The sequence below is a fragment of the Streptomyces mabaensis genome (assembly GCF_053763515.1).
Genome location: NZ_JBSOPZ010000019.1, coordinates 1 through 18,698 on the forward strand (window position 1 = coordinate 1; position 18,698 = coordinate 18,698).

Annotated in this window: 21 protein-coding genes; 8 read left to right on the forward strand and 13 right to left on the reverse strand. The window is 70.6% G+C overall.

From position 1 onward, the window contains the following. Positions 1-157: 157 nt before the first annotated feature. Positions 158-709 (forward strand): GNAT family N-acetyltransferase, encoded by a 552-nt coding sequence (locus tag ACWV17_RS18380; protein ID WP_455360592.1) that lies wholly within the window; start codon positions 158-160, stop codon positions 707-709. 21 nt (positions 710-730) lie between these two features. Here ACWV17_RS18380 and ACWV17_RS18385 read toward each other — a convergent pair whose 3' ends face one another. The 9 genes from ACWV17_RS18385 to ACWV17_RS18425 form a co-directional block, all read right to left on the reverse strand. Further along, on the reverse strand, positions 731-2,329 hold the full coding sequence (locus tag ACWV17_RS18385) for a type IV secretory system conjugative DNA transfer family protein (RefSeq protein ID WP_455360593.1): 1,599 nt from the start codon (positions 2,327-2,329) through the stop codon (positions 731-733). 1 nt (position 2,330) lies between these two features. Continuing rightward, positions 2,331-3,770 carry an ATP-binding protein gene (locus ACWV17_RS18390; RefSeq protein WP_455360594.1) on the reverse strand — a complete coding sequence of 480 codons (1,440 nt, stop codon included), beginning with the start codon at positions 3,768-3,770 and terminating at the stop codon, positions 2,331-2,333. A gap of 36 nt (positions 3,771-3,806) precedes the next feature. Then, positions 3,807-5,357: an SCO6880 family protein gene (locus tag ACWV17_RS18395; protein ID WP_455360595.1), complete on the reverse strand. Its 1,551-nt coding sequence runs from the start codon at positions 5,355-5,357 to the stop codon at positions 3,807-3,809. Then, positions 5,354-6,703, reverse strand: coding sequence for a hypothetical protein (locus ACWV17_RS18400; protein WP_455360596.1), 1,350 nt, complete (start codon positions 6,701-6,703; stop codon positions 5,354-5,356). The genes ACWV17_RS18395 and ACWV17_RS18400 overlap by 4 nt, the downstream gene beginning before the upstream one ends. After that, positions 6,693-7,538, reverse strand: coding sequence for a hypothetical protein (locus tag ACWV17_RS18405; RefSeq protein ID WP_455360597.1), 846 nt, complete (start codon positions 7,536-7,538; stop codon positions 6,693-6,695). The genes ACWV17_RS18400 and ACWV17_RS18405 overlap by 11 nt, the downstream gene beginning before the upstream one ends. 190 nt (positions 7,539-7,728) lie before the next feature. Further along, the gene (locus tag ACWV17_RS18410) at positions 7,729-8,037 is read right to left on the reverse strand and encodes a hypothetical protein (RefSeq protein ID WP_455357508.1); all 309 of its coding nucleotides are present in this window, start codon (positions 8,035-8,037) and stop codon (positions 7,729-7,731) included. 1,115 nt (positions 8,038-9,152) lie between these two features. Next, the gene (locus tag ACWV17_RS18415) at positions 9,153-9,392 is read right to left on the reverse strand and encodes a DUF397 domain-containing protein (RefSeq protein WP_455357404.1); all 240 of its coding nucleotides are present in this window, start codon (positions 9,390-9,392) and stop codon (positions 9,153-9,155) included. Next, on the reverse strand, positions 9,385-9,567 hold the full coding sequence (locus ACWV17_RS18420; RefSeq protein WP_455360598.1) for a DUF397 domain-containing protein: 183 nt from the start codon (positions 9,565-9,567) through the stop codon (positions 9,385-9,387). The genes ACWV17_RS18415 and ACWV17_RS18420 overlap by 8 nt, the downstream gene beginning before the upstream one ends. Before the next feature lie 9 nt (positions 9,568-9,576). Further along, positions 9,577-10,428, reverse strand: coding sequence for a helix-turn-helix domain-containing protein (locus ACWV17_RS18425; RefSeq protein WP_455360599.1), 852 nt, complete (start codon positions 10,426-10,428; stop codon positions 9,577-9,579). Between the two features lie 202 nt (positions 10,429-10,630). Here ACWV17_RS18425 and ACWV17_RS18430 point away from each other — a divergent pair, with 202 nt between their 5' ends. From ACWV17_RS18430 to ACWV17_RS18445, 4 genes are all read left to right on the forward strand, one after another. Then, positions 10,631-11,065, forward strand: coding sequence for an ATP-binding protein (locus ACWV17_RS18430; RefSeq protein WP_455360600.1), 435 nt, complete (start codon positions 10,631-10,633; stop codon positions 11,063-11,065). A gap of 131 nt (positions 11,066-11,196) precedes the next feature. Then, positions 11,197-11,766 carry a Uma2 family endonuclease gene (locus ACWV17_RS18435; RefSeq protein ID WP_455360601.1) on the forward strand — a complete coding sequence of 190 codons (570 nt, stop codon included), beginning with the start codon at positions 11,197-11,199 and terminating at the stop codon, positions 11,764-11,766. Positions 11,767-11,887: 121 nt separating this feature from the next. Continuing rightward, positions 11,888-12,883, forward strand: a complete 996-nt coding sequence (locus ACWV17_RS18440; protein ID WP_455357400.1) for a C40 family peptidase — start codon at positions 11,888-11,890, stop codon at positions 12,881-12,883. Between the two features lie 254 nt (positions 12,884-13,137). After that, positions 13,138-13,863: a phosphatase PAP2 family protein gene (locus ACWV17_RS18445; protein WP_455360602.1), complete on the forward strand. Its 726-nt coding sequence runs from the start codon at positions 13,138-13,140 to the stop codon at positions 13,861-13,863. A gap of 58 nt (positions 13,864-13,921) precedes the next feature. Here the strand turns inward: ACWV17_RS18445 and ACWV17_RS18450 are convergent, their stop codons facing one another. From ACWV17_RS18450 to ACWV17_RS18460, 3 genes are all read right to left on the reverse strand, one after another. Then, positions 13,922-14,566: a class F sortase gene (locus ACWV17_RS18450; RefSeq protein WP_455360603.1), complete on the reverse strand. Its 645-nt coding sequence runs from the start codon at positions 14,564-14,566 to the stop codon at positions 13,922-13,924. A gap of 92 nt (positions 14,567-14,658) precedes the next feature. Next, on the reverse strand, positions 14,659-15,486 hold the full coding sequence (locus tag ACWV17_RS18455; protein ID WP_455360604.1) for a hypothetical protein: 828 nt from the start codon (positions 15,484-15,486) through the stop codon (positions 14,659-14,661). 452 nt (positions 15,487-15,938) lie between these two features. Then, positions 15,939-16,100: a hypothetical protein gene (locus ACWV17_RS18460; RefSeq protein WP_455360605.1), complete on the reverse strand. Its 162-nt coding sequence runs from the start codon at positions 16,098-16,100 to the stop codon at positions 15,939-15,941. Between the two features lie 123 nt (positions 16,101-16,223). Here ACWV17_RS18460 and ACWV17_RS18465 point away from each other — a divergent pair, with 123 nt between their 5' ends. Further along, entirely contained in the window at positions 16,224-17,069 is an 846-nt protein-coding gene (locus ACWV17_RS18465) for a hypothetical protein (RefSeq protein WP_455360606.1), read from the forward strand. A 142-nt stretch (positions 17,070-17,211) separates the two neighbouring features. Further along, positions 17,212-17,406 (forward strand): hypothetical protein, encoded by a 195-nt coding sequence (locus ACWV17_RS18470; protein WP_455360607.1) that lies wholly within the window; start codon positions 17,212-17,214, stop codon positions 17,404-17,406. 129 nt (positions 17,407-17,535) lie between these two features. Here the strand turns inward: ACWV17_RS18470 and ACWV17_RS18475 are convergent, their stop codons facing one another. Further along, positions 17,536-17,880, reverse strand: a complete 345-nt coding sequence (locus ACWV17_RS18475) for a metal-sensitive transcriptional regulator (protein ID WP_455357393.1) — start codon at positions 17,878-17,880, stop codon at positions 17,536-17,538. A gap of 194 nt (positions 17,881-18,074) precedes the next feature. Between ACWV17_RS18475 and ACWV17_RS18480 the strand changes: the two genes are divergently transcribed. Next, on the forward strand, positions 18,075-18,695 hold the full coding sequence (locus tag ACWV17_RS18480; RefSeq protein WP_455357392.1) for a DUF47 domain-containing protein: 621 nt from the start codon (positions 18,075-18,077) through the stop codon (positions 18,693-18,695). Positions 18,696-18,698 lie beyond the last annotated feature (3 nt).

Consider the following 18,698-nt stretch of genomic DNA (forward strand, 5'->3'; position numbering starts at 1 on the left):
TGTGGGAGAGTAGGACGCCGCCGAACAATCATTGTGGGAAAGCCCCGCACCGTCATGGTGCGGGGCTTTTCTGCGTTTAGGGTCAGTTCGCAGCAGTCCGGAGGAGTACCGGCAAACCCGGTTGCGGTCCCGCGGCCCCTCGCGTTTGTATCTCTCCATGGAACACGTCATTCGCGCCGTACGTGCCGAGGAATGGCCCAAGGTCAGGGATCTGCGGATCGCCGCGCTGGAGGATCCGGCCGCTCCCGTCGCCTTTCTGGAGACCCGTGAGCAGGCTGTCGCCCGACCGGACTCCTACTGGCAGGAGCGCACGGCCGGCGCGGCGCACGGCAGACAGAGCCGGCAGTTCATCGCCGAGGGACCTGACGGTGCGTGGGACGGCATGGTTGTCGTGCTCGTCGAGGAAGCGGGCAGCACCGGTTTCTTCGGCGAGGCGATCCCGATGGCCCAGGCGCACCTGGTCGGTGTCTTCGTGCGTCCCGAGCACCGGGGCAGCGGGCTGACCCAGGCGCTCTTCGAGGCCGCTGTGCAGTGGGCCTGGTCCTTGGACGAGCCGCGGATGGAGCGGGTGCGGTTGTACGTCCATGACGCGAACGCGCGCGCCCAGGCGTTCTACCGGAAGTTCGGCTTCGCACTGACCGGCGAGACCGTCCCGCTCGCGGGCGATCCGTTCGCCCTGGAGGTCGAGTTGGCACTCGCGCGCCCCTGAGCCTGGTTGGCCGGGTACCAACTACGACACCGGCAGCGCGTCGTTCGGCCAGCGGGCGCGGCCCTGTTCCTGCGAGCGGAGCAGCGCCAGGGCCGGCAGGCCCTGGCCCGGCCCGGTCGTCAGCAGCCCCGGAAGCTGGGGAAGCGGAGCGACGGCCGCGACGTCGTCCAGAACGAGCGTGAGTGGTGGGTCGAGCCGACCGTCGGATGACCGTGCGGCCATGCGGCGGCCGTGCTCGACCACGCTTGATGCAAGTGCGGTGAGCAACGGCATCGCGCCGGGGCGCGAGCGGGGATCCTCGATTGCTTCACCCACCAAGTAAAGAGTTCCCCCCTCGTCCACGAATGATTCCAAGGTGAGCGAATCCGTTCGGTTCGGAGTGCAAGCGTCGCGGATATGGATCGAGGAGAGTGCGGAGAGTGTCCGTGCGGTCAACTCCTGTGCGATCTCGCGGCGTTCCGTGTGGGCGGTGAGTGCCGACTCGAGCTCGCCCGCCGCGCCGGACGCGGCCTTGGGATGCGTCCGCAGGATGCGTACGGGCTCGTGGGCGCTGTTGCCCTGGGCCCACCGGTGTACCTGCTTGAACGGCCGGTTGTCGATCGCCGCGGCGTGCAGCCAGCACCGCAGGAGCGTTTCCGCCGTGTCGGCCACGGCGGTGTCGAGCCGGGCCGTCGGGCGTACGGGCGCGAGGAGCGCGGCCGCGCGGGCGGCGGCGATGTCGCGGGCCTCGCAGCCGGCGCTGGGCGACCAGTGCATGCGGGCCGGCGTGTCGCACAGGTGTGAGGGGTCGTAGAGGAGGACCGGGCCGAGCTTGGCGCGGGCGTCCTTCGTCTCCGCCCACAGGGTGGGGTCGGACGTGACGACGAGCGCGGGGCCCGCTGCGTCCGCGATGGCCCGCAGTGCGCTGGGCCGCCGGTCGGCTGCCGGGCCGTACAGCACGGCGGGGACCCGGGGCGCGGGTACGGATGCCGGCGCACCGGCCGCACCGGCCGCAGTGCTGTGCGGAGAAGCGAGGGGCCCGGTGGTGCCGCCCGGCTGAGCCGAAGGCGCGCCCGGGGCCTCGAGTCCGGCGGCCGCGGCAACACCATGCCCGCCCGGGACCGGGACGTCGTACCCGCCCGCAGGCGCGACGCCCTGCTCGACGGGCGCCGAGACGCCATGCCCGACAGTCGCTTCCCGTCCCGCTGCGCCGAAGCCCGCGCCGTATCCCGCGCCGAAGTCCGCGGCGGCGGTCGCAGGGCCGCCGCGACCCGCGTGGCGGTTCGCCCGTACGGCCTTCCAGCGGGCCAGCACGCCTATCACGAACACCGTCAGCACGAACACCACCATCAGCTCGCTGATGAAGATGCCCCAGAACAGCCCGTACCCCGAAAGCTGTTCCGCCGCCGTGTCCGGCCACGCCCCCGCTATGTCATGCGGCTCCGAGACCAGCGCACGCATCGCCGCCGGCGTACGGGCGAATGTGACCGTCGACGGCCAGGTGCCGCGCGCGAACTGGGCCGCCAGCCCCGTGGCCGTCCAGACCAGCACGGTCAGTCCGAGCAGGAACGCCAGCAGTCCGACCAGCAGCGAGTCCGGAACGCCGCGCTCCTCGCGGCGGGAGCGGTCACCGTACGGCATGTCAGGCCACCGTGGATTCCGAGGACTCGTTCATCTGCTGCTCGATCAGCGCGGCGCGCCGCTCCGCCTCCAGTTCCGCGGCGCGCACGTCCTCCGGAACATCCGAAACGTCCGACGGGTCCTGCGACGCGTCCGGCACCGAGTTCTCCGTCATCGCGCGGTCCGTGTAGACCAGGGGCCGTTCTGCCTCCGTGATCAGGTGCTTGACGACCTGCACGTTTCCGTTGACGTCCCACACCGCGATGCCGGGTGTGAGCGTCGGGATGATCTCGACCGCCCAGCGCGGCAGGCCGAGTACCCGTCCCGTCGCCCGCGCCTCGTCCGCCTTCTGGGCGTAGATCGTCCGCGTGGAGGCCATCTTGAGGATCGCCGCCGCCTCCCGCGCCGCCGCGCCGTCCACCACGTCCGACAGGTGGTGGACCACGGCGACGAACGACAGCCCCAGCCGCCGGCCGAACTTCAGCAGCCGCTGGAAGAGCTGGGCGACGAAGGGCGAGTTGATGATGTGCCAGGCCTCCTCGACCAGGAAGATGCGCTTCTTCCGGTCGGGGCGGATCCAGGTGTGCTCCAGCCAGACGCCCACGATCGCCATCAGGATCGGCATCGCGATCGAGTTCCGGTCGATGTGGGACAGGTCGAAGACGATCAGCGGCGCGTCCAGGTCGATGCCGACGGTCGTCGGCCCGTCGAACATGCCCCGCAGGTCACCGTCGACCAGCCGGTCCAGCACCAGCGCCACGTCCAGGCCCCACGCCCGTACATCGTCTATGTCGACGTTCATCGCCTCGGCCGACTCCAGCTCCGGGTGGCGCAGTTGCTCGACGATGTCGGTCAGTACGGGCTGCCGCTCCAGGATCGTCTCGTTGACGTAGGCGTGCGCGACCTTCAGCGCGAAGCCGGACCGCTCGTCGAGGCCGTGCCCCATCGCGACCTCGATGATCGTACGGAGCAGGGCCAGCTGGCCCGTCGTGGTGATCGCCGGGTCGAGCGGGTTGAGCCGGATGCCGCCGTCGAGCGCGGCCATCGGGTCGAGCCGGATGGGAGTTATCCCCAGCTGCTGCGCGATGAGGTTCCATTCGCCGACGCCGTCCTCGCCCTGCGCGTCGAGGACGACGACCTGCCGGTCGCGGAAGCGGAGCTGACGCAGGACGTACGTCTTCTCCAGCGCCGACTTGCCGTTGCCGGACTCGCCGAGGACCAGCCAGTGCGGGGCCGGCAGCTGTTGCCCGTACAGCTGGAAGGGGTCGTAGATGTAGCCCTTGCCGCTGTAGACCTCGCGCCCGATGATCACGCCCGAGTCGCCGAGGCCGGGCGCCGCGGTGGGCAGGTAGACGGCCTGCGCCTGTCCGGTCGACGTACGTACGGGCAGCCGCGTCGTCTCCACCTTCCCGAACACGAAGCTGGTGAAGGCGTCCGTCAGTGCGGACAGCGGATCTCGCATGCGGCTCTGCCCCAATCTCTCCGGTTGGCGCTCGGGTCAGCGGCGGATGCCGGTGGCGAACGGCAGGGTGTTCACGAAGGCACGGTGGTGTTCGCGGTCGCACCACTCCAGCTTCAGGTACGACTTGCCGGCCGATGCTCTGATCGTCCGCTTGTCGCGGGCCAGCGCCTCCGGCGATCGCGAAGACACCGTGATGTACCCGACGAGGTTCACTCCCGCCGCACCACTGGCCAGATCTTCACCCCTCTGGTCGAGTCGCCCGTGGGCCGCGATGTCGCGCGGGTCGACGGTCCGGTTCATCTTGGCGGCGCGGCTCGCCTCCGCCTCGTCGTTCGTCTTCTCGGTCAGCATCCGCTCGATGGCGACCTCGGTGGGTTCGAGGTCCATGCAGACGGCGACCGTGCGGATGACGTCCGGTGTGTGGACGAGCAGCGGCGCGAGAAAGTTGACCCCGACCGGGGTCATCGGCCACTCCTTCACCCAGGCCGTGGCGTGGCACCAGGGCGCGCGGGTCGACGACTCGCGCGTCTTGGCCTGGAGGTAGGTGGGCTCCACCGCGTCGAGTTCGGCGGGCCACGCGTTGCGCTTGGTCATCGCCTGGATGTGGTCGATGGGGTGGTCCGGGTCGTACATCGAGTGCACGAGGGAGGCCAGCCGGCCCTGGCCGAGCGGCTGCCGTACCCGGATGTCGGCCTCGGCGAGGCGCGCGCAGATGTCGGTCAGCTCGCGGGCCATGACGACGGCGAGGCCGGCGTCCCTGTCGAGCCTGCGGCCCGTACGGGGGCTGACGGCGCGCGCCATGGCGTTGGCCTCGGCGGCCAGTTCGCGGGTGTAGTGCATACAGGCGACGAGGTACGCGCGGTGCTGCTCGCTGGAGGTGGACACCATCGACTGCAGCTGGTCGTACGAGTCGCGGAGCCAGCCGGGGGCGTTGTGGTCGCCGCGCTGCCCCACGTCCTTCGCGTGCGCGTCGGGGTCGGCGGGGAGGGTGCGCGCGAGCATCTGAATGCGCGTCACGAAGCCGTCTCCGTTGGCGACGTGCTTGAGGAGCGTGCCGAAACGGTCCACCAGGGCTTCCTGGTCCTCGCTGTCGCGCAGCCCGACGCCCGGGCCCTCGATCTCGATGGCGGCGGTCACGGTGCGGCGGTCCGCGTGCAGCAGTACGGCGATCTCGTCGGGGCCGAAGGGCGCCGCGAGCCAGTTGATCCGCCCGATGCCGGGGGGCGGCCCGACCTCGATCTCCTTGCCGTCGGCCCGTACCCCGGCCTCCATGGCGCCGGAGCGGTAGGCGGTGCCGCGGCGCAGGGCGCGCTTGTAGCTGCGGTTGATCTCGAACCACTTGTAGAAGGTGCGGTGCTTGTACGGCAGGTACACCACGGCCAGCGCGAGCATGGGGAAGCCCATCAGCAGCGCGATGCGCAGTGACAGGACGGGGACGATCAGCCCGCTCATCATGCCGAGGAACGCGCCGCCGATGATCAGCGCGATCTCGCCGGTCTCGCGGTTCTTTCCGACGATCGCGTTCGGCCGGGCGCGGCCGATCAGATACGTACGGCGGGGCGCGACCGGATGGGACTGGGTCGTCAACGCCCTTCACCTCCCGTGCTGCTGGTGCTGGTGCTGGTACCTGTGCCGGATGTACGGGGCGGGGGTGCGGCGGAGGGGACAGTTCCGCCGCCGACCCCGCTTCCGCTCCCGTATCCGCTGCCGGAACCGCGGGAACTGTGCGCCGCCACGCCGCCCGAGAGCGGGTTGGCCGGCCGGGACTGGGCGGCCTCGCCGCTGTTGCCCCCGCCCTGGCCGCCGCCGCGGCTGCTGTGGGTCTTGATGCCCTGCGAGACGAGGGCGGCGGGGGAGCTGATGACGGCGGCGGCCTTGGAGCCGTCGGTGGCCTGCTTGCGGTTGGAGCGGGCGGAGGAGATCTCGTCGCCGAAGCCGGGCACGAAGCGGTAGATCATCGCGGAGGCGAAGATGGCGAGCAGGATGATCGCGAGCCCGGAGACGACGGCGGAGAAGGCGTTGGGTCCGTCGTCGGCGGAGAGCGCCCCGGCGAGCCCGAGGACGATGACGATGACGGGCTTGACGAGGATCACCGCGATCATGATCCCGGCCCAGCGGCGGACGTGGCCCCACATGTTCTTGTCGACGAGGCCGGCGTAGACGGCGGTGCCGAGGAGGGCGCCGACGTACAGGAGGGCGGCCCGGATCACCAGCTCCAGCCAGAGCACGCCGGCGGCGAGGACGGTCACCAGCGAGACGACGATCAGCATGATCGGCCCGCCGCCGATGTCCTCCCCCTTCTTGAGCGCCTCGGCGAAGGAGCCGAAGAAGACGTCGGTCTGCCCGCCGGTGCCGGAGGAGATGACCTCGGTGACGCCGTCGGTGGCCGAGACGATGGTGTAGAGGATCAGCGGGGTGAAGGCGGACGCGAGGACGGTCAGCCAGAGGAACCCGATCGCCTCGGACAGCGCGGTGGCCAGCGGCACGCCGCGGATGGCGCGCTTGGTTACGGCGAGCAGCCAGAGGACGAGCGTGAGCACGGTGGACGCGGCGAAGACGACGGCGTACTGGCGCAGGAACGCGGCGTTGGTGAAGTCCACGGTGGCGGTGTTCTTCACGGCGTCGGACAGCTTGGTGACGATCCAGGCGGCGGCGTCGGCGCAGCCCCTTGCGAGGGAGGAGAGCGGATCGAGCTGCTCCATGGGATCGCCGGGCGCGCGCCGGGTGGGCCCGGATCCGGGTTCGCTGCTGTCGCAGTACTCGCGCGCGGGGCCCGCAATGAGTTCGCAGGGGTCGCTGCTGTTGCTGGGCGTCGGTGTTGGCGTCGGGGACGGAGCGGCAGCAGCTCGGGCAGCGAAGACGAGGGCCGCGGTCTGGAGAGCCGCCAGGGCAGCGGCGACCTTGGAGGTCCGGTGCCGAGGGTTACCGGGCATACGTGAACCCTCCGAATCCATTGACTGCGCCGCTGATCTCATCGGACCCGGACACGGGGTTGTCACCAGTGACCGGCGTGGGTCCTTGCTTCTGGCTGGTGTCCAGTACCTTCCAGTCCGAGCCGGCCCACTTGAGCTGCACCGTCACTGTGAACCAGCCGCTGGTCACAGGCTTGGTCGACTTGTCCCCCGTCAGCCCGAAGAGGCCCACACACCAGACGTCCACCTTCGCGGCTGTGGCGCTGAAGCTCTGCACCTTCGTACCGGCAGCGATCGTCCGGCTGACGAACGTCGAACCGGCAGGCGCACGGCCGTCGGCTGTCAGGCCGATCTGTGCGAGAAACGAAGGCGAGTAGTCGGCGTCGAAGCCGGCCCGGAGCTTGCTCAGCGCACCGGGATCGGAGATCGACTGCACGATCTGGTGGCGACGGGTCGTGTTGAACATGCCGTCAGAACCCAGCGCCACCGCGTAATTCGCCGCCGCGGACTGCGCCCCCTGCGCAGTCTTCGCGAAGCCCGATGCGATGCCGCCGTTCTTGCCCTCCACCGGCTTCACGCCCGTCGCCGCCGTCGGGCCCGCCTCCGCTCGCTTCGTGCCCGCGCCTGCCGCCGCCCCGGCGTCGTCGCCACCGCCGCGGTTCGCGAACGCGATAGCCGCGATCAGCAGTGCCACCACGCCCACCACCGCCGCCAGGCTCCGCGAGCTGCGTACGGGGCGTCTGGCGCCGCCGTAGACGTCGGCGCCCGGCGCCTCGGGGAGGCGCGTGCGGGTCTGGCCGGCGCCGCCCACACGGTCGCCGCGGTCGCCGTAGCCGTGCTGGTCGTCGTGACTCATACCGCGTGGGCCCCCTCAGCCGTGTGCAGTTCCGCGTCGTAGTACGACGGTAGCCGGGCTGGTTTCCGCGCGGGCGCGGAGTGGTGACTCGACATCAGGGAGACGCAACCTCTGCCGGTGGGCACGACGGACGGATGGTGTCGGGGTGGTCCGGGCGGGCCCGGTGAGGACTTGCGGGGACTCGCCGGGGCTAGACGGCCATCCCGTACACGATGGTGAAGAGCGTGCCGAGGGATCCGATGATGAAGACGCCGGTCAGACCGGCGACGATCAGTCCCTTGCCCTGCTCCGCACTGAAGGTGTCCCGCAGGGCCGTCGCGCCAATGCGCTGCTTGGCGGCGCCCCAGATCGCGATGCCGAGGCAGAGGAGGATCGCGATGGCCATGACGACCTCGATCATTACCTTCGCCTCTGCGCCCAGGCTCCCGAACGGCCCCCAGTTGGGGGCGATTCCGCCGATGATGGTGGTGATGTCGCCCTTCTCGGCTGCCAGGATCATGTAACTCACCGCCCCTGTTGGGTAGTTCCGTGACCCGCGCCGGACGGCAGGGGCCACGCACTATCTTCGCTGATGAACCGCGCGCGTATGTCGACTTGGCGGCTCTCTTTACCCGATCCCTCACGTGTCGCCGATCGCAAGGGCATATCGTCACTCTGTGTATCACGCGCAGTGACGCCGGGCAATGATTGGCGGGCGAGCGAACGGTGTGGCCCGCGCGGGGGAGCCGTTCGGGTAGCGGCGTGTCCCGGGGGTGGGTGGTTCGGGTCTACGAGCGGGGCTGGCCGGGGGCGAGTTCGTTCGGGGAGGGGGCCGCCCGGTTGTCATGATGGCGGCTCCGGGCCGGGCGTCAAGGGCGCTCCTTCGTCGCGTCGCTGCGCGATGGCCTTCGGCCACCCTGGACTCCCGTCCCTCCACCGCTACTGCTTGTTGAGGGGGCGGCCCCCGGAGCGGGGCCCCGGGGATCCACCGGCTGCTGGTCCCGGTCGGCCCCCGGCCGCAGGCCGGTGGGTGGCGACAAGATGCGCGGCATGCCCGGGATGGGCCCGGCCCCGGCTTAGCGGCCACCGGGTGGTGGGTGGTGCGCGGTCGGTCCGGGATGGGCCCGGCCCCGGCTTAGCGGCCGCAGGCCGGTGGAGCCGAGGTGCGTTGACGTCAGTCCGTATGTGAGGTCCGCAGGGCCTCAATCCTGTCCGATTTGCCGGGTTTTATGGCCCGCCTGCGGGCCCCCTCGGCCGCTTGGTGTCGTCTCACCTCGGATTGGGCGTTGTCCCGGTGCAACAGGCGGCCGTCGGCCGCTATGCCGAGGCCAGCCGCCCCTGAACCCGGTGCGTGTCTTGTCCCAGCCACCGGGCTGAGGTCACCGACGAGAGCTGGGCCACTCCCGGGGCTTTGGTGGGGCCCCGCTCCCCGGGGCCGCCCGACACTCACCTGCACCAGCGGGACGGGGCGGACAGTCACGGGTGGCCGAAGGCCATCGCGCAGCGACGCGACCGAAGGGAGCGCCCTTGACGGTCCGACCCGGCCCGCCATACTCACAAACCGGGCGGCCCCGGGTTTCGCCTCACTCCTCGCCCCCGGCTAGGTCACTGCCATCCGGGTGACGTATTCGGCCTCTACGTGACCGGGCCCTGGCCGTCGAGCTCTGCGAAGTGGTCGAACTCGCCTGCCATGACCCCCTTCACGAAGGCGTCCCACTTGCGCTGGGTCGTGGTGACGACGTTCTGCGGGTCGCTGGTCTCCCGGATGTAGATCAGGTCGTCCGGCCCGGCGGCGACCTCGATCCACGGCCCGGGACCCTCTGCGTCGTCCGGCGCGGCCCTGGTCCATGTGAGGTCTGCGGGGATCTCAGACACGGTTCTCCTTGATGGCGCGCAGCAGGGCGGACCAGGTGGCGGGGCCGGTCCGGAGTATGGACCCGCGGGGGTCGCTGCTCTCGGTCAGTCTGACCGTCCCGTTGATCGAGGCGACGTGTACGCAGGACTCGCCCGTGCCGCAGTACGAGGACTTCTGCCATGTGTGCGGGGTCATCTGCTTCCTTCAGAGGCTCTCGACGATGGTGTGGATGAACCTGTACGACTCGTCCGGCTTGAGGGCGAGCGCCTCCATGCGTTCGAGGACGAGCCGGTACACCTGCAGTTCGGCTTCGGCGTCCACGAGCTTGGGACCGTGTGCCTGATCTAGCTGGACGGTGTCGAGCTGGGGGACCGATCCGTGTACGTAGTAGATCGACTGGCCGGCACCCGGGTACGCGCCCGCCGCGAACGGGATGACGTGGAGGGTGATGTGCTCCCGCTCGCCCATGTCGAGAAGGTGCAGCAGCTGCCGCCTCGCCACCGCGGGCCCGCCGAACTGCATGCGCAGCGCAGCCTCGTGGATGATCGCCTTGTACGGGTGAGGGCTGTCCTGGAACAGCACGACCTGACGTTTGATCCGGTGCGAGACCCGGTGCTCGATCTCGGGCGGCGTGTAGGCCGGGAGCACCTGACGAAAGATCTCGCGTGCGTGATCGGCGATCTGTAGCAGGCCGGGAATGTGGGACGTGTGTGCCGTGCGCAACTCATGGCCGGTGTGCTCCAGTTCGCAGAGGTCGAGCAGGGAGGCCGGGAGGATGTCCCGGTACTCCTCCCACCATCCGTGCTTGCGCTCTCCGGTCATGCCGATGAGGGCTTCGATGAGCGGTTCGTCGGTGCAGGAGTAATGGCGTGCCATGGCGCGCAGCCGCTCTGGACTGACGCCGAACCTGGCCGCTTCCATGTTGCTGACCTGGGCTTGTTTGATGCCGAGGAGCTGTCCGGCCTCGGTTGACGTGAGCCCTGCCCGCTCGCGCAACTTACGGAGTTCGGCACCGAACCGCAGCTGCCGCGCGCTGGGACTGCTCCTCACTGGCATCCGATTCTCCTCGACGAGTTGTCACCCACACGGATGGTTCGCCTAGCTATTCAGCGGAGACGGCTAAATAACTTAGGCGGGGACGCTAGCTTATGACCCAGGCCACCCACCCGGAAGCACCCCGCTCGACGGAGCGACTTGGTCACCGGGCAGCGCAGCGCAGCGCACTACAGCCAACTTCCCTCCGCGATCGGAGACTTCGATGGCCACCGTATCCCCGCCCTGGGCGTACACCCTCCAACTCCCGCACGATCCCCGCGCGCCCGGCATCGCGCGCAGCACCCTCCGGGCGGTCCTGCGTACGCACGGCATGGCCGAGCTGACCGACACCGCCGAACTGCTGGCCAGTGAACTGGTCACCAACGCCCACCGGTACTCCGACGGCCCGTACATGCTGCGGCTCCGGGCCATGGAGCGCCGCCGGCTGCGGGTGAGCGTGTGGGACACCAATCCGCACATTCCCGCGCCCTTCGGCGACGGGATTCCGGCCGGTCCCCCGGCCGGCCTCGCCGAGCGTGGGCGCGGGCTCCACCTCGTACGGCAGTGCGCGGACAACTGGGGCGCGTACCGCCTCGGCGACCCGGCGTCCGGCCGGGCCGGAAAGCTGCTCTGGGTCGAATGCGAACCGCGCGCGTGACCGGCAGCCGTACGCACGCATGCGCGGCCCAGTACGGTGGAGTCACCCCCGCGCGGGATGCGGGACCTCCACCTGGACCCGCCCGCGCAGCGCCGACGCCGCAGAGGTCGCAGAGACGGAGGCCAGACACCATGCATGTGCCCGTCCTGCGCCCGCGTCCCGGCAATCTGCGCGAGGTCGCCGAGAAGATCGAAGAGTCGACCGGCCTGCGGGTTCAGGTCCTGGGGGGAAGCCTCGTGATGTCTCCGACTCCGCGTGGAAAGCACGCGGGTGTGATCCACCGGCTCGAACAGTCGATCAGGCCGGCGCTGCCTGCGGAGCTCGTGGCGGTAGAAGTGGCGTCCGTCGAGATGCCCGACGACCCTGACGACTACGTGACCCCGGACCTCACCATCTGCCCGGCGGATTTCCTTGAGTCGGACGACTGGCTGATCGACCCGCGTGATGTCGAGCTCGCTGTCGAGGTGATCTCCAAGTCCGAGAAGGTCAGAGAGATCACCAGCAAGCAGGACTGGTATGCCACTGCCGGGGTCAAGACCCTCCTCGTCATCGACCCCCGGCATGGCATCTGGGCCCTGCACACCCGGCCCGAGCGCGGCAGCTACGCGGACACCCTGCGCGGCAAGTACGGCGAGACCGTGCCGCTGCCCGCGCCGCTGTCGCTCGACGTGGAGACCGGGCGCTTCCCGCTGTACGGGTGACGTGCCGACAGGCTGACGAGCCGTCAGGCAGCTTCGTGGACGGGGCGCCGACACGAGCGGCTGGAAATCGGCAGTGAATCCCGCGCCGATGGGGGAGGGTTGGGGGGTGCGGAAATTCTGGGTGGCGAGTGGGATCGGGATCGGGCTGGCCCTGAGCTTCCTCGGGCTGCTCGTGATCGGTACGTACTCCGCCGCCGCGAGCCTGGCCGCCGGGGGCGGCGGGCGGGCTGTGGGGCTGGCCAAGGGGGCCGTGCCCGCGCTGTACCAGCCGCTCGTACAGAAGTGGGGCAACCTGTGCCCCGCCATCAACCCCGCACTGCTCGCCGCCCAGCTGTACCAGGAGAGCGGCTGGAACCCGAAGGCCAAGAGCCCCGCCAAGGCGCAGGGGATCGCGCAGTTCATCCCCGGGACCTGGGCCGTGCACGGGCTCGACGGGGACAAGGACGGCGACCGGGATGTGTGGGATCCGGCCGACGCGATTCCGTCAGCCGCGTCGTACGACTGCAAACTGGCCGGATACGTCAAGGATGTGCCGGGCGATCAGACCAAGAACATGCTGGCCGCCTACAACGCGGGGGCGTACGCCGTCATCAAGTACAAGGGCGTGCCGCCCTATCGCGAGACGCAGAACTACGTGAAGGTCATCACGACCCTGGAGCAGAGCTTCGCGCGGCCCGTCGGGCGGGTCGAGCCTTCGCGGCAGGCCGCCGGGGCCATCTACTTCGCGCAGAAGAAGCTCGGCACGCCGTATCTGTGGGGCGGGAACGGGACTCCGGAGCAGAAGGGGCGGTTCGACTGCTCCGGGCTGACGCAGGCCGCCTACCGGACGGTCGGGATCGAGCTGCCGCGCGTCGCGAACGACCAGTACAACGCCGGGCCGCACCCCTCGCGGGACGAGCTGCTGCCGGGCGACCTCGTCTTCTTCTCGGACGACCTGAACAACTCGCGGGCGATCCGGCACGTCGGGCTCTACGTCGGCGGCGGCTACATGATCAACGCTCCCTTCACCGGGGCCGTGATCCGCTTCGACAAGATCGATACACCGGACTACTTCGGCGCGACGCGGGTCACCGCGGACGGCGCGAAGGCGCTCCCGAAGAGCTTCCCGAAAGCGTGACAAGCCGGGTGACATGGCTTGAACTCTGCGTAAAGTGGTGGTCCTGAGCTGCGGCGATGCGTCTCTCTTCGATAACGTCTGAGTGATCATTCGGTGGAGAGTGGAACGTAACCAGGAGTCAGGGCGTTCCCTGGTACTGGGACAGCAGCAACGGACGTGCATGGCGTGCATGCGGTGACCAGGACAACCACGGGGGTTGATGGAAGGGCGCACGCCGGGGTGTGCCCGCAGCTGACGAGGCAAGGGGCCGCAGCATGGCTGGACTCGCGAGAGATGGGTCGAACCCCGACGTCAGCCTGCTCTACGACATCAACGGACTGACAGCGGACGCACCCCGCTGGTTCGACCGCATGATGGCGTTCACCGGTGAGTACGGCATCCTGCTCGCCCTGGTCCTGCTGGTGATCTGGTGCTGGTGGAGCGTGCGCCGGCGGGAGGGCGAGACGCAGGCGGTGGCCTCGGTCGCCGGGCTCATCTGGGCCCCGCTCGCGGCGGGTCTCGCCGTCCTCGTCAACATTCCGATCCGCGGATTCGTCGAACGGCCCCGGCCGTTCGTCTCGCACCGGGGGCTGGAGGTCCTGGCGTCCGGCAAGACGGACTTCTCGTTCGTCAGCGACCACGCGACGCTCGCCATGGCGATGGGCGTCGGCCTCTTCGTCGCCCACCGGAAGTTCGGCCTGGCCGGCATCGCGCTCGCGGTGCTGGAGGGCTTCTGCCGCGTCTACATGGGCGTGCACTACCCGACGGACGTCATCGGCGGCTTCGCGCTCGGCACGGCCGTCGCGCTGCTGCTCGCGCCGCTCGCGCTGGCCCTGCTCACGCCGGTCGTGTCGGCGGTCGCGCGGTCGCCCCGGGTGGGGCGGCTGGTCCGGTCGAAGCGCGCGGACCGGTCGGAGACGGAAGACGAGGACGAGGCCGGGCGGGCCACGCCGCTGGACATCCCGGAGTCGCGGTCTCAGGACAACGACCTGGCCGCCTGAGCGGGTCCGGGCGCGCGGTGGATGCCGGGGACGCCGGGTAGCCGGTACGCCGACGATGTCACCGCGGCGGGCGTGAGCCAGCGGGTGGCGGGGACACCTCCGCGGACGCCGGCGTCGACGGAGCAGACAGGCTCGCGCTGACGACGATGTTCGAGTCCCAGTGGCCGTTCTTGCCGATCGCGCCGCCGCAGGTGATCAGCCGTAGCTCCGGGCCGGGGACGGGACCGTAGACGCGGTCCGTCGGGAACCGGTCCGTGCGGTAGGTCTCCACGCCGGTGACCGTGAAGTGCAGCCGCTGCCCGTCCGCCCGTTCCGCCTCGATCAGATCGCCCACTCCCACCCGGCCCAGCCGCGCGAAGACGGCGTTACGGAAGCCGTCCCGGTCGCCGGTGCCCTCCTCCGCCGGGGCGTCCCGGTGGCCCACCAGGACCGCCGGACCCGGCTGGCCGGGGCGGGGGCCCAGCCGGTACCAGCCGACCTTCATCGCGTCCTCGAACTCCGGCACCTCCAGCCTCCCCCGGTCGTCCAGCGCGAGCGCCAGGACCGGCGCGTCGAGACCGAGGGCCGGGATCCGCAGCCGCACCGGGGCGGTCGGGCCCGGCGGCGGGACGGCGGAGCGTTCCGCGAGCCGGTGCACCGGGTCGAAGGTCAGCAGGAGAGCCGCCAGTGCGCACAGGGCGGACGCGGTGAAGGCCGCCTTCACCGCCGTACTGCTGGAGCCACGGCTGGAGACCGCGCCCGGCCTGCCGCGCGCCCGGCGGCCCGGCCGGCCTCCCGGCCCCCGGCGATCGCGGCTCAGCGGGGCTCGCCCCGGCTTCGGCGGTGGTGCGTGCCGTGGCGCACACGCAGCCACAGCCCGGCGCCGGCCGCGGCGGCCGCGGCCGCGCCGAGCGCCAGCGCGAGGTCGGCGTTGCTGGGGCCGGTACGGGCGGCCGCCCCGTGATCGGCTCCGCCGCGCGTCGCGCCGGTGGGGGTCGCCCGGAGCGCGCCGACGGGGGCGGACTCGCTCGGTGGGGCCGCGGGCTCTGAGGTCTGCCCGGAGCCAGGGGTGGGCCGGCCCGTCGGGGCGGTCGGCGGCGCGGTCGGCGGAGCGGTGGTGGACCCCCTGGCCGCGGTCGAGGAGATCGTGGGCAGTTGGGTGGTGGCCCCGCCGGGGGCGTCCACCGCCGGCGGGGCGGCCGCGGCCGGCCGCAGCGCGCTGCCGTCGGCGGCGACCAGGCTCCAGCCCGGCACGTCCTGGCCGCCGGGCCGCCCCGGCCGGTCGCCCCGGTGGTAGTACAGCGGGTGGGTGTTGTAGATGACCTGCGGCTTGTCCGCGCCGGCCGCGTCGGTGCGGGTCTGCGCGGTCTGTCCGGCGACGCCGGCCGCCTTGGTCGGACGGCCGATCGCCGCCGGCCAGGCCGTCGCGCAGGCGCCCGTACAGCCGGACACGTCCGGCCGGTCCGCCGCCCGCAGATAGAGGGGATTGCCGTCCCGGTCGGCCAGCGCCATGCCGTCCGGGGTGCTGATCAGCGTCAGCTCACCCGGCTCGGTCGGCTTGTCCACCGCCGCCGCCGGACCGCCGCCCAGCGCGAGTACGAGCATGGTGGCCGCGGTGAGCACGGCTGTTCGGGGTCCTCGCATCGGCTCCGCCCTCGCAGGTTCGGGTCGTCCGTCTCCCTAACAGGGCATCGGTACCGGGGGCGGTGGGCCAGTCGGGGTGGTCCGTACGGGTTACACCCGGGCGGTTCCGGTGTAGGGCCTGTCCGGCGGATCTTGGCCGGGGCCACGACGCTCCCCCAGCTACCTCCCCCAGACTCCGTCCGGGGGTGCCCCCAGGGAGGTGCCCCCAGGCACGGCACCTCGCCGCGTTGCCGAAATGCCCGAATAGCTCCGCTATTAGGGCACTCCGGCGCCTTGCGATGCAGCTCCGCATCCAAGGGCCTGGAAAAGAGCGGAGACGGAGCGAAGCGCAGTGCACCAGACGCCGCGTCCTATCCGGCCCTGATCCGCCGGACAGGCCCTAGCCGGGGGCGGAGCGGAGCGCGGCCTCGCGGTGGGGCGTTTTTCGGCCACTTCCGCCGGCCGCCGCGGGATCAGCTCTCCGTGGTGTGGACCGTCGCGTCCTGGCGGGCCCGCTCCCGGGAGCGGCGCGCCGGGCCCTTCCAGCCGCAGGTGCAGTGGGCGATGCAGAACGAGCCCCGCTCGCTGGTGCCGGTGCGGTGGTGCGGGGCGTTCGGTGGGGCTTCGGGAAGCACGTGTTCACGGTACCTGGACGGGCGGTTCTCCGGAGCGGGCGTGACGGCCGCACGCAGCCGTCGTTATGCGGAACGGGTGGGGACTCGGGCAGGCAGCGGTTCGGAGTTGGGGGTTGGCAGGCGATGGTGGTGCAGCAGCACAGGCGCAGAGGCGGGGCTCTTGCGGTCGTCGCCCTGACCCTGGCGGGGGCGGTGGCGACCGCCGGATGCTCGGCCGGTGAGGACGCCTCGGCCGAGGACCGCGGTGGCGCGGACGACGTGGACGCGGTGCGCCGGGCCGCCGATGTGCTCAGGGGGACGGGCAGCGCCAAGGCCCGTACGTCCATGGAGATGGCGACCGGCGGGACACTGGTCACCATCCGGGGCGAGGGCGGCTTCGACTTCCGGCAGCGGATCGGGCAGCTCGCGGTGATGCTGCCGACGGACCCCAGCGGCAAGGAAGAGCATCGGCCGATCACGGAACTGCTGGCTCCCGGTGCGCTGTACATGAAGAACCGGGGAGCGGGCGTGCCCGCCGACAAGTGGGTCCGGGTGGACACCACGACCCTGTCGGACGGAAACCTGGTGACGGGTGGGGCGACCGATCCGCTCGCCGCGGCCGAACTGCTCCGGGGCGCGCGCGACGTCACATTCGTCGGGGAGACCGATCTCGCCGGGGCGAAGGTACGGCACTACCGCGGGGTCACCGACATCGCGCGGGCCGCGCGGGCGGCGTCGCCGGAGGCGCGGGGCGCGCTGGCCGCGGCGGCGAAAGGGTTCAGCAAGCACGCCGTGCCGTTCGACGCGTATCTCGACGAGCAGGGACGGCTGCGCAAGGTGCGGCACCAGTTCAGCTTCGTGAACGGGAACGCGAAGGACGCCCAGGCCGTGGCGGTCGCGTCGACGACGCTGCTGTACGCGTTCGGGTCGCCGGTGAAGGTGCAGCTGCCGCCGGCGCGGGACATCTTCGCCGGGAAGATCGCCGGTTAGTGCAGATCGCCGGTCAGTGAAGATCGCCGGTTGGTACGGGCCGTAAACCGCACGGAAGGTCCCCTTAAATGGTCCGTCCGTGCCATGCGCGGTGCGTGCCCCGCTCCCTACGCTAGGAAGTCGACGACGGCAGAAAGAGGTGATGCACGTGACTCCGGCACGCGGTGCGGCAGTTCAGGATTACGTGGCCCTCGCCGAGATCGAGCTGTGTGGTGAGTTGATCATCGCGGCATCCGCCGCGGACGAGGAGCGGCTCAGCGCGGACCGTATCGACGAGGTACTGAAAGTCGCCGCGGAGCAGTCCGGGCGCGGCCGGCCGGCCGACTGCCGGCGGTAGTCCGCGGCCGGTCGGGGCGTGGCGGGCGAGCGCGGACCACGTACCACCGCGCTCGCTGCCCCCGGCACCCCGGAACCCGGGCCCCGGACCTCATCGATCCCGGCCCGCGGCACCGTCCGCGTCCCGTGATCAGGTCCGCAGCAGGCGGGCGATGGCCTTCGTGGCCTCCTCGACCTTCGCGTCGATCTCCCCGCCGCCCTTGACGGCAGCGTCGGCGACGCAGTGGCGCAGGTGTTCCTCCAGGAGCTGGAGGGCGAAGGACTGCAGGGCCTTCGTGGATGCCGATACCTGGGTGAGTATGTCGATGCAGTACACGTCCTCGTCGACGAGCCGCTGCAGCCCGCGGATCTGACCCTCGATCCTGCGCAGCCGCTTGAGGTGCTCGTCCTTCTGCTTGTGGTAGCCGTGCACTCCCGCCTCGTGTCCGGAGGGCGCCTCGGTGGTCGCCGCGCCGGCCGCTTCGGTGGTCGTCATCGCGTCCTCCCGTTGTCCTTCAAGGGTTTGCATACCCCTCATGGGTATATGGTACCGAATGGTACGGATCGGGCCGGGGCCCCGTACTCTTCGCAGTGCCTCATCGGCGACACTGAAGTCTTGCCGGTTAGCCGTGGCCGGATGATGCGCCTAGCATCACCCTGACCGAATCCAATGCACCCCGAGGACCCCACGTGCGATTTCGTCTGACCCCCAGGGAGACGAGCTTCTACGACATGTTCGCCGCATCCGCGGACAACATCGTCACGGGCTCCAAGCTCCTGATGGAACTGCTCGGGGCGGACACCTCCGCGCGGGCCGAGATCGCGGAGCGGATGCGGGCAGCGGAGCACGCGGGGGACGACGCCACGCATGCGATCTTCCACCAGCTGAACTCCTCGTTCATCACGCCGTTCGACCGTGAAGACATCTACAAACTCGCATCTTCGCTCGACGACATCATGGACTTCATGGAGGAGGCCGTCGACCTGGTCGTGCTGTACCAGGTCGAGGAGCTGCCGAAGGGTGTCGAGCAGCAGATCGAGGTCCTGGCGCGGGCGGCGGAGCTGACCGCCGAGGCGATGCCGCATCTGCGGACCATGGACAGCCTCACTGAGTACTGGATCGAGGTCAACCGGCTCGAGAACCAGGCCGACCAGATCCACCGCAAGCTCCTCGCGACGCTCTTCAACGGCAAGTACGACGCCATCGAGGTCCTGAAGCTCAAGCAGATCGTCGATGTGCTCGAGGAGGCCGCGGACGCGTTCGAGCACGTCGCGAACACGGTGGAGACCATCGCGGTCAAGGAGTCCTGAACC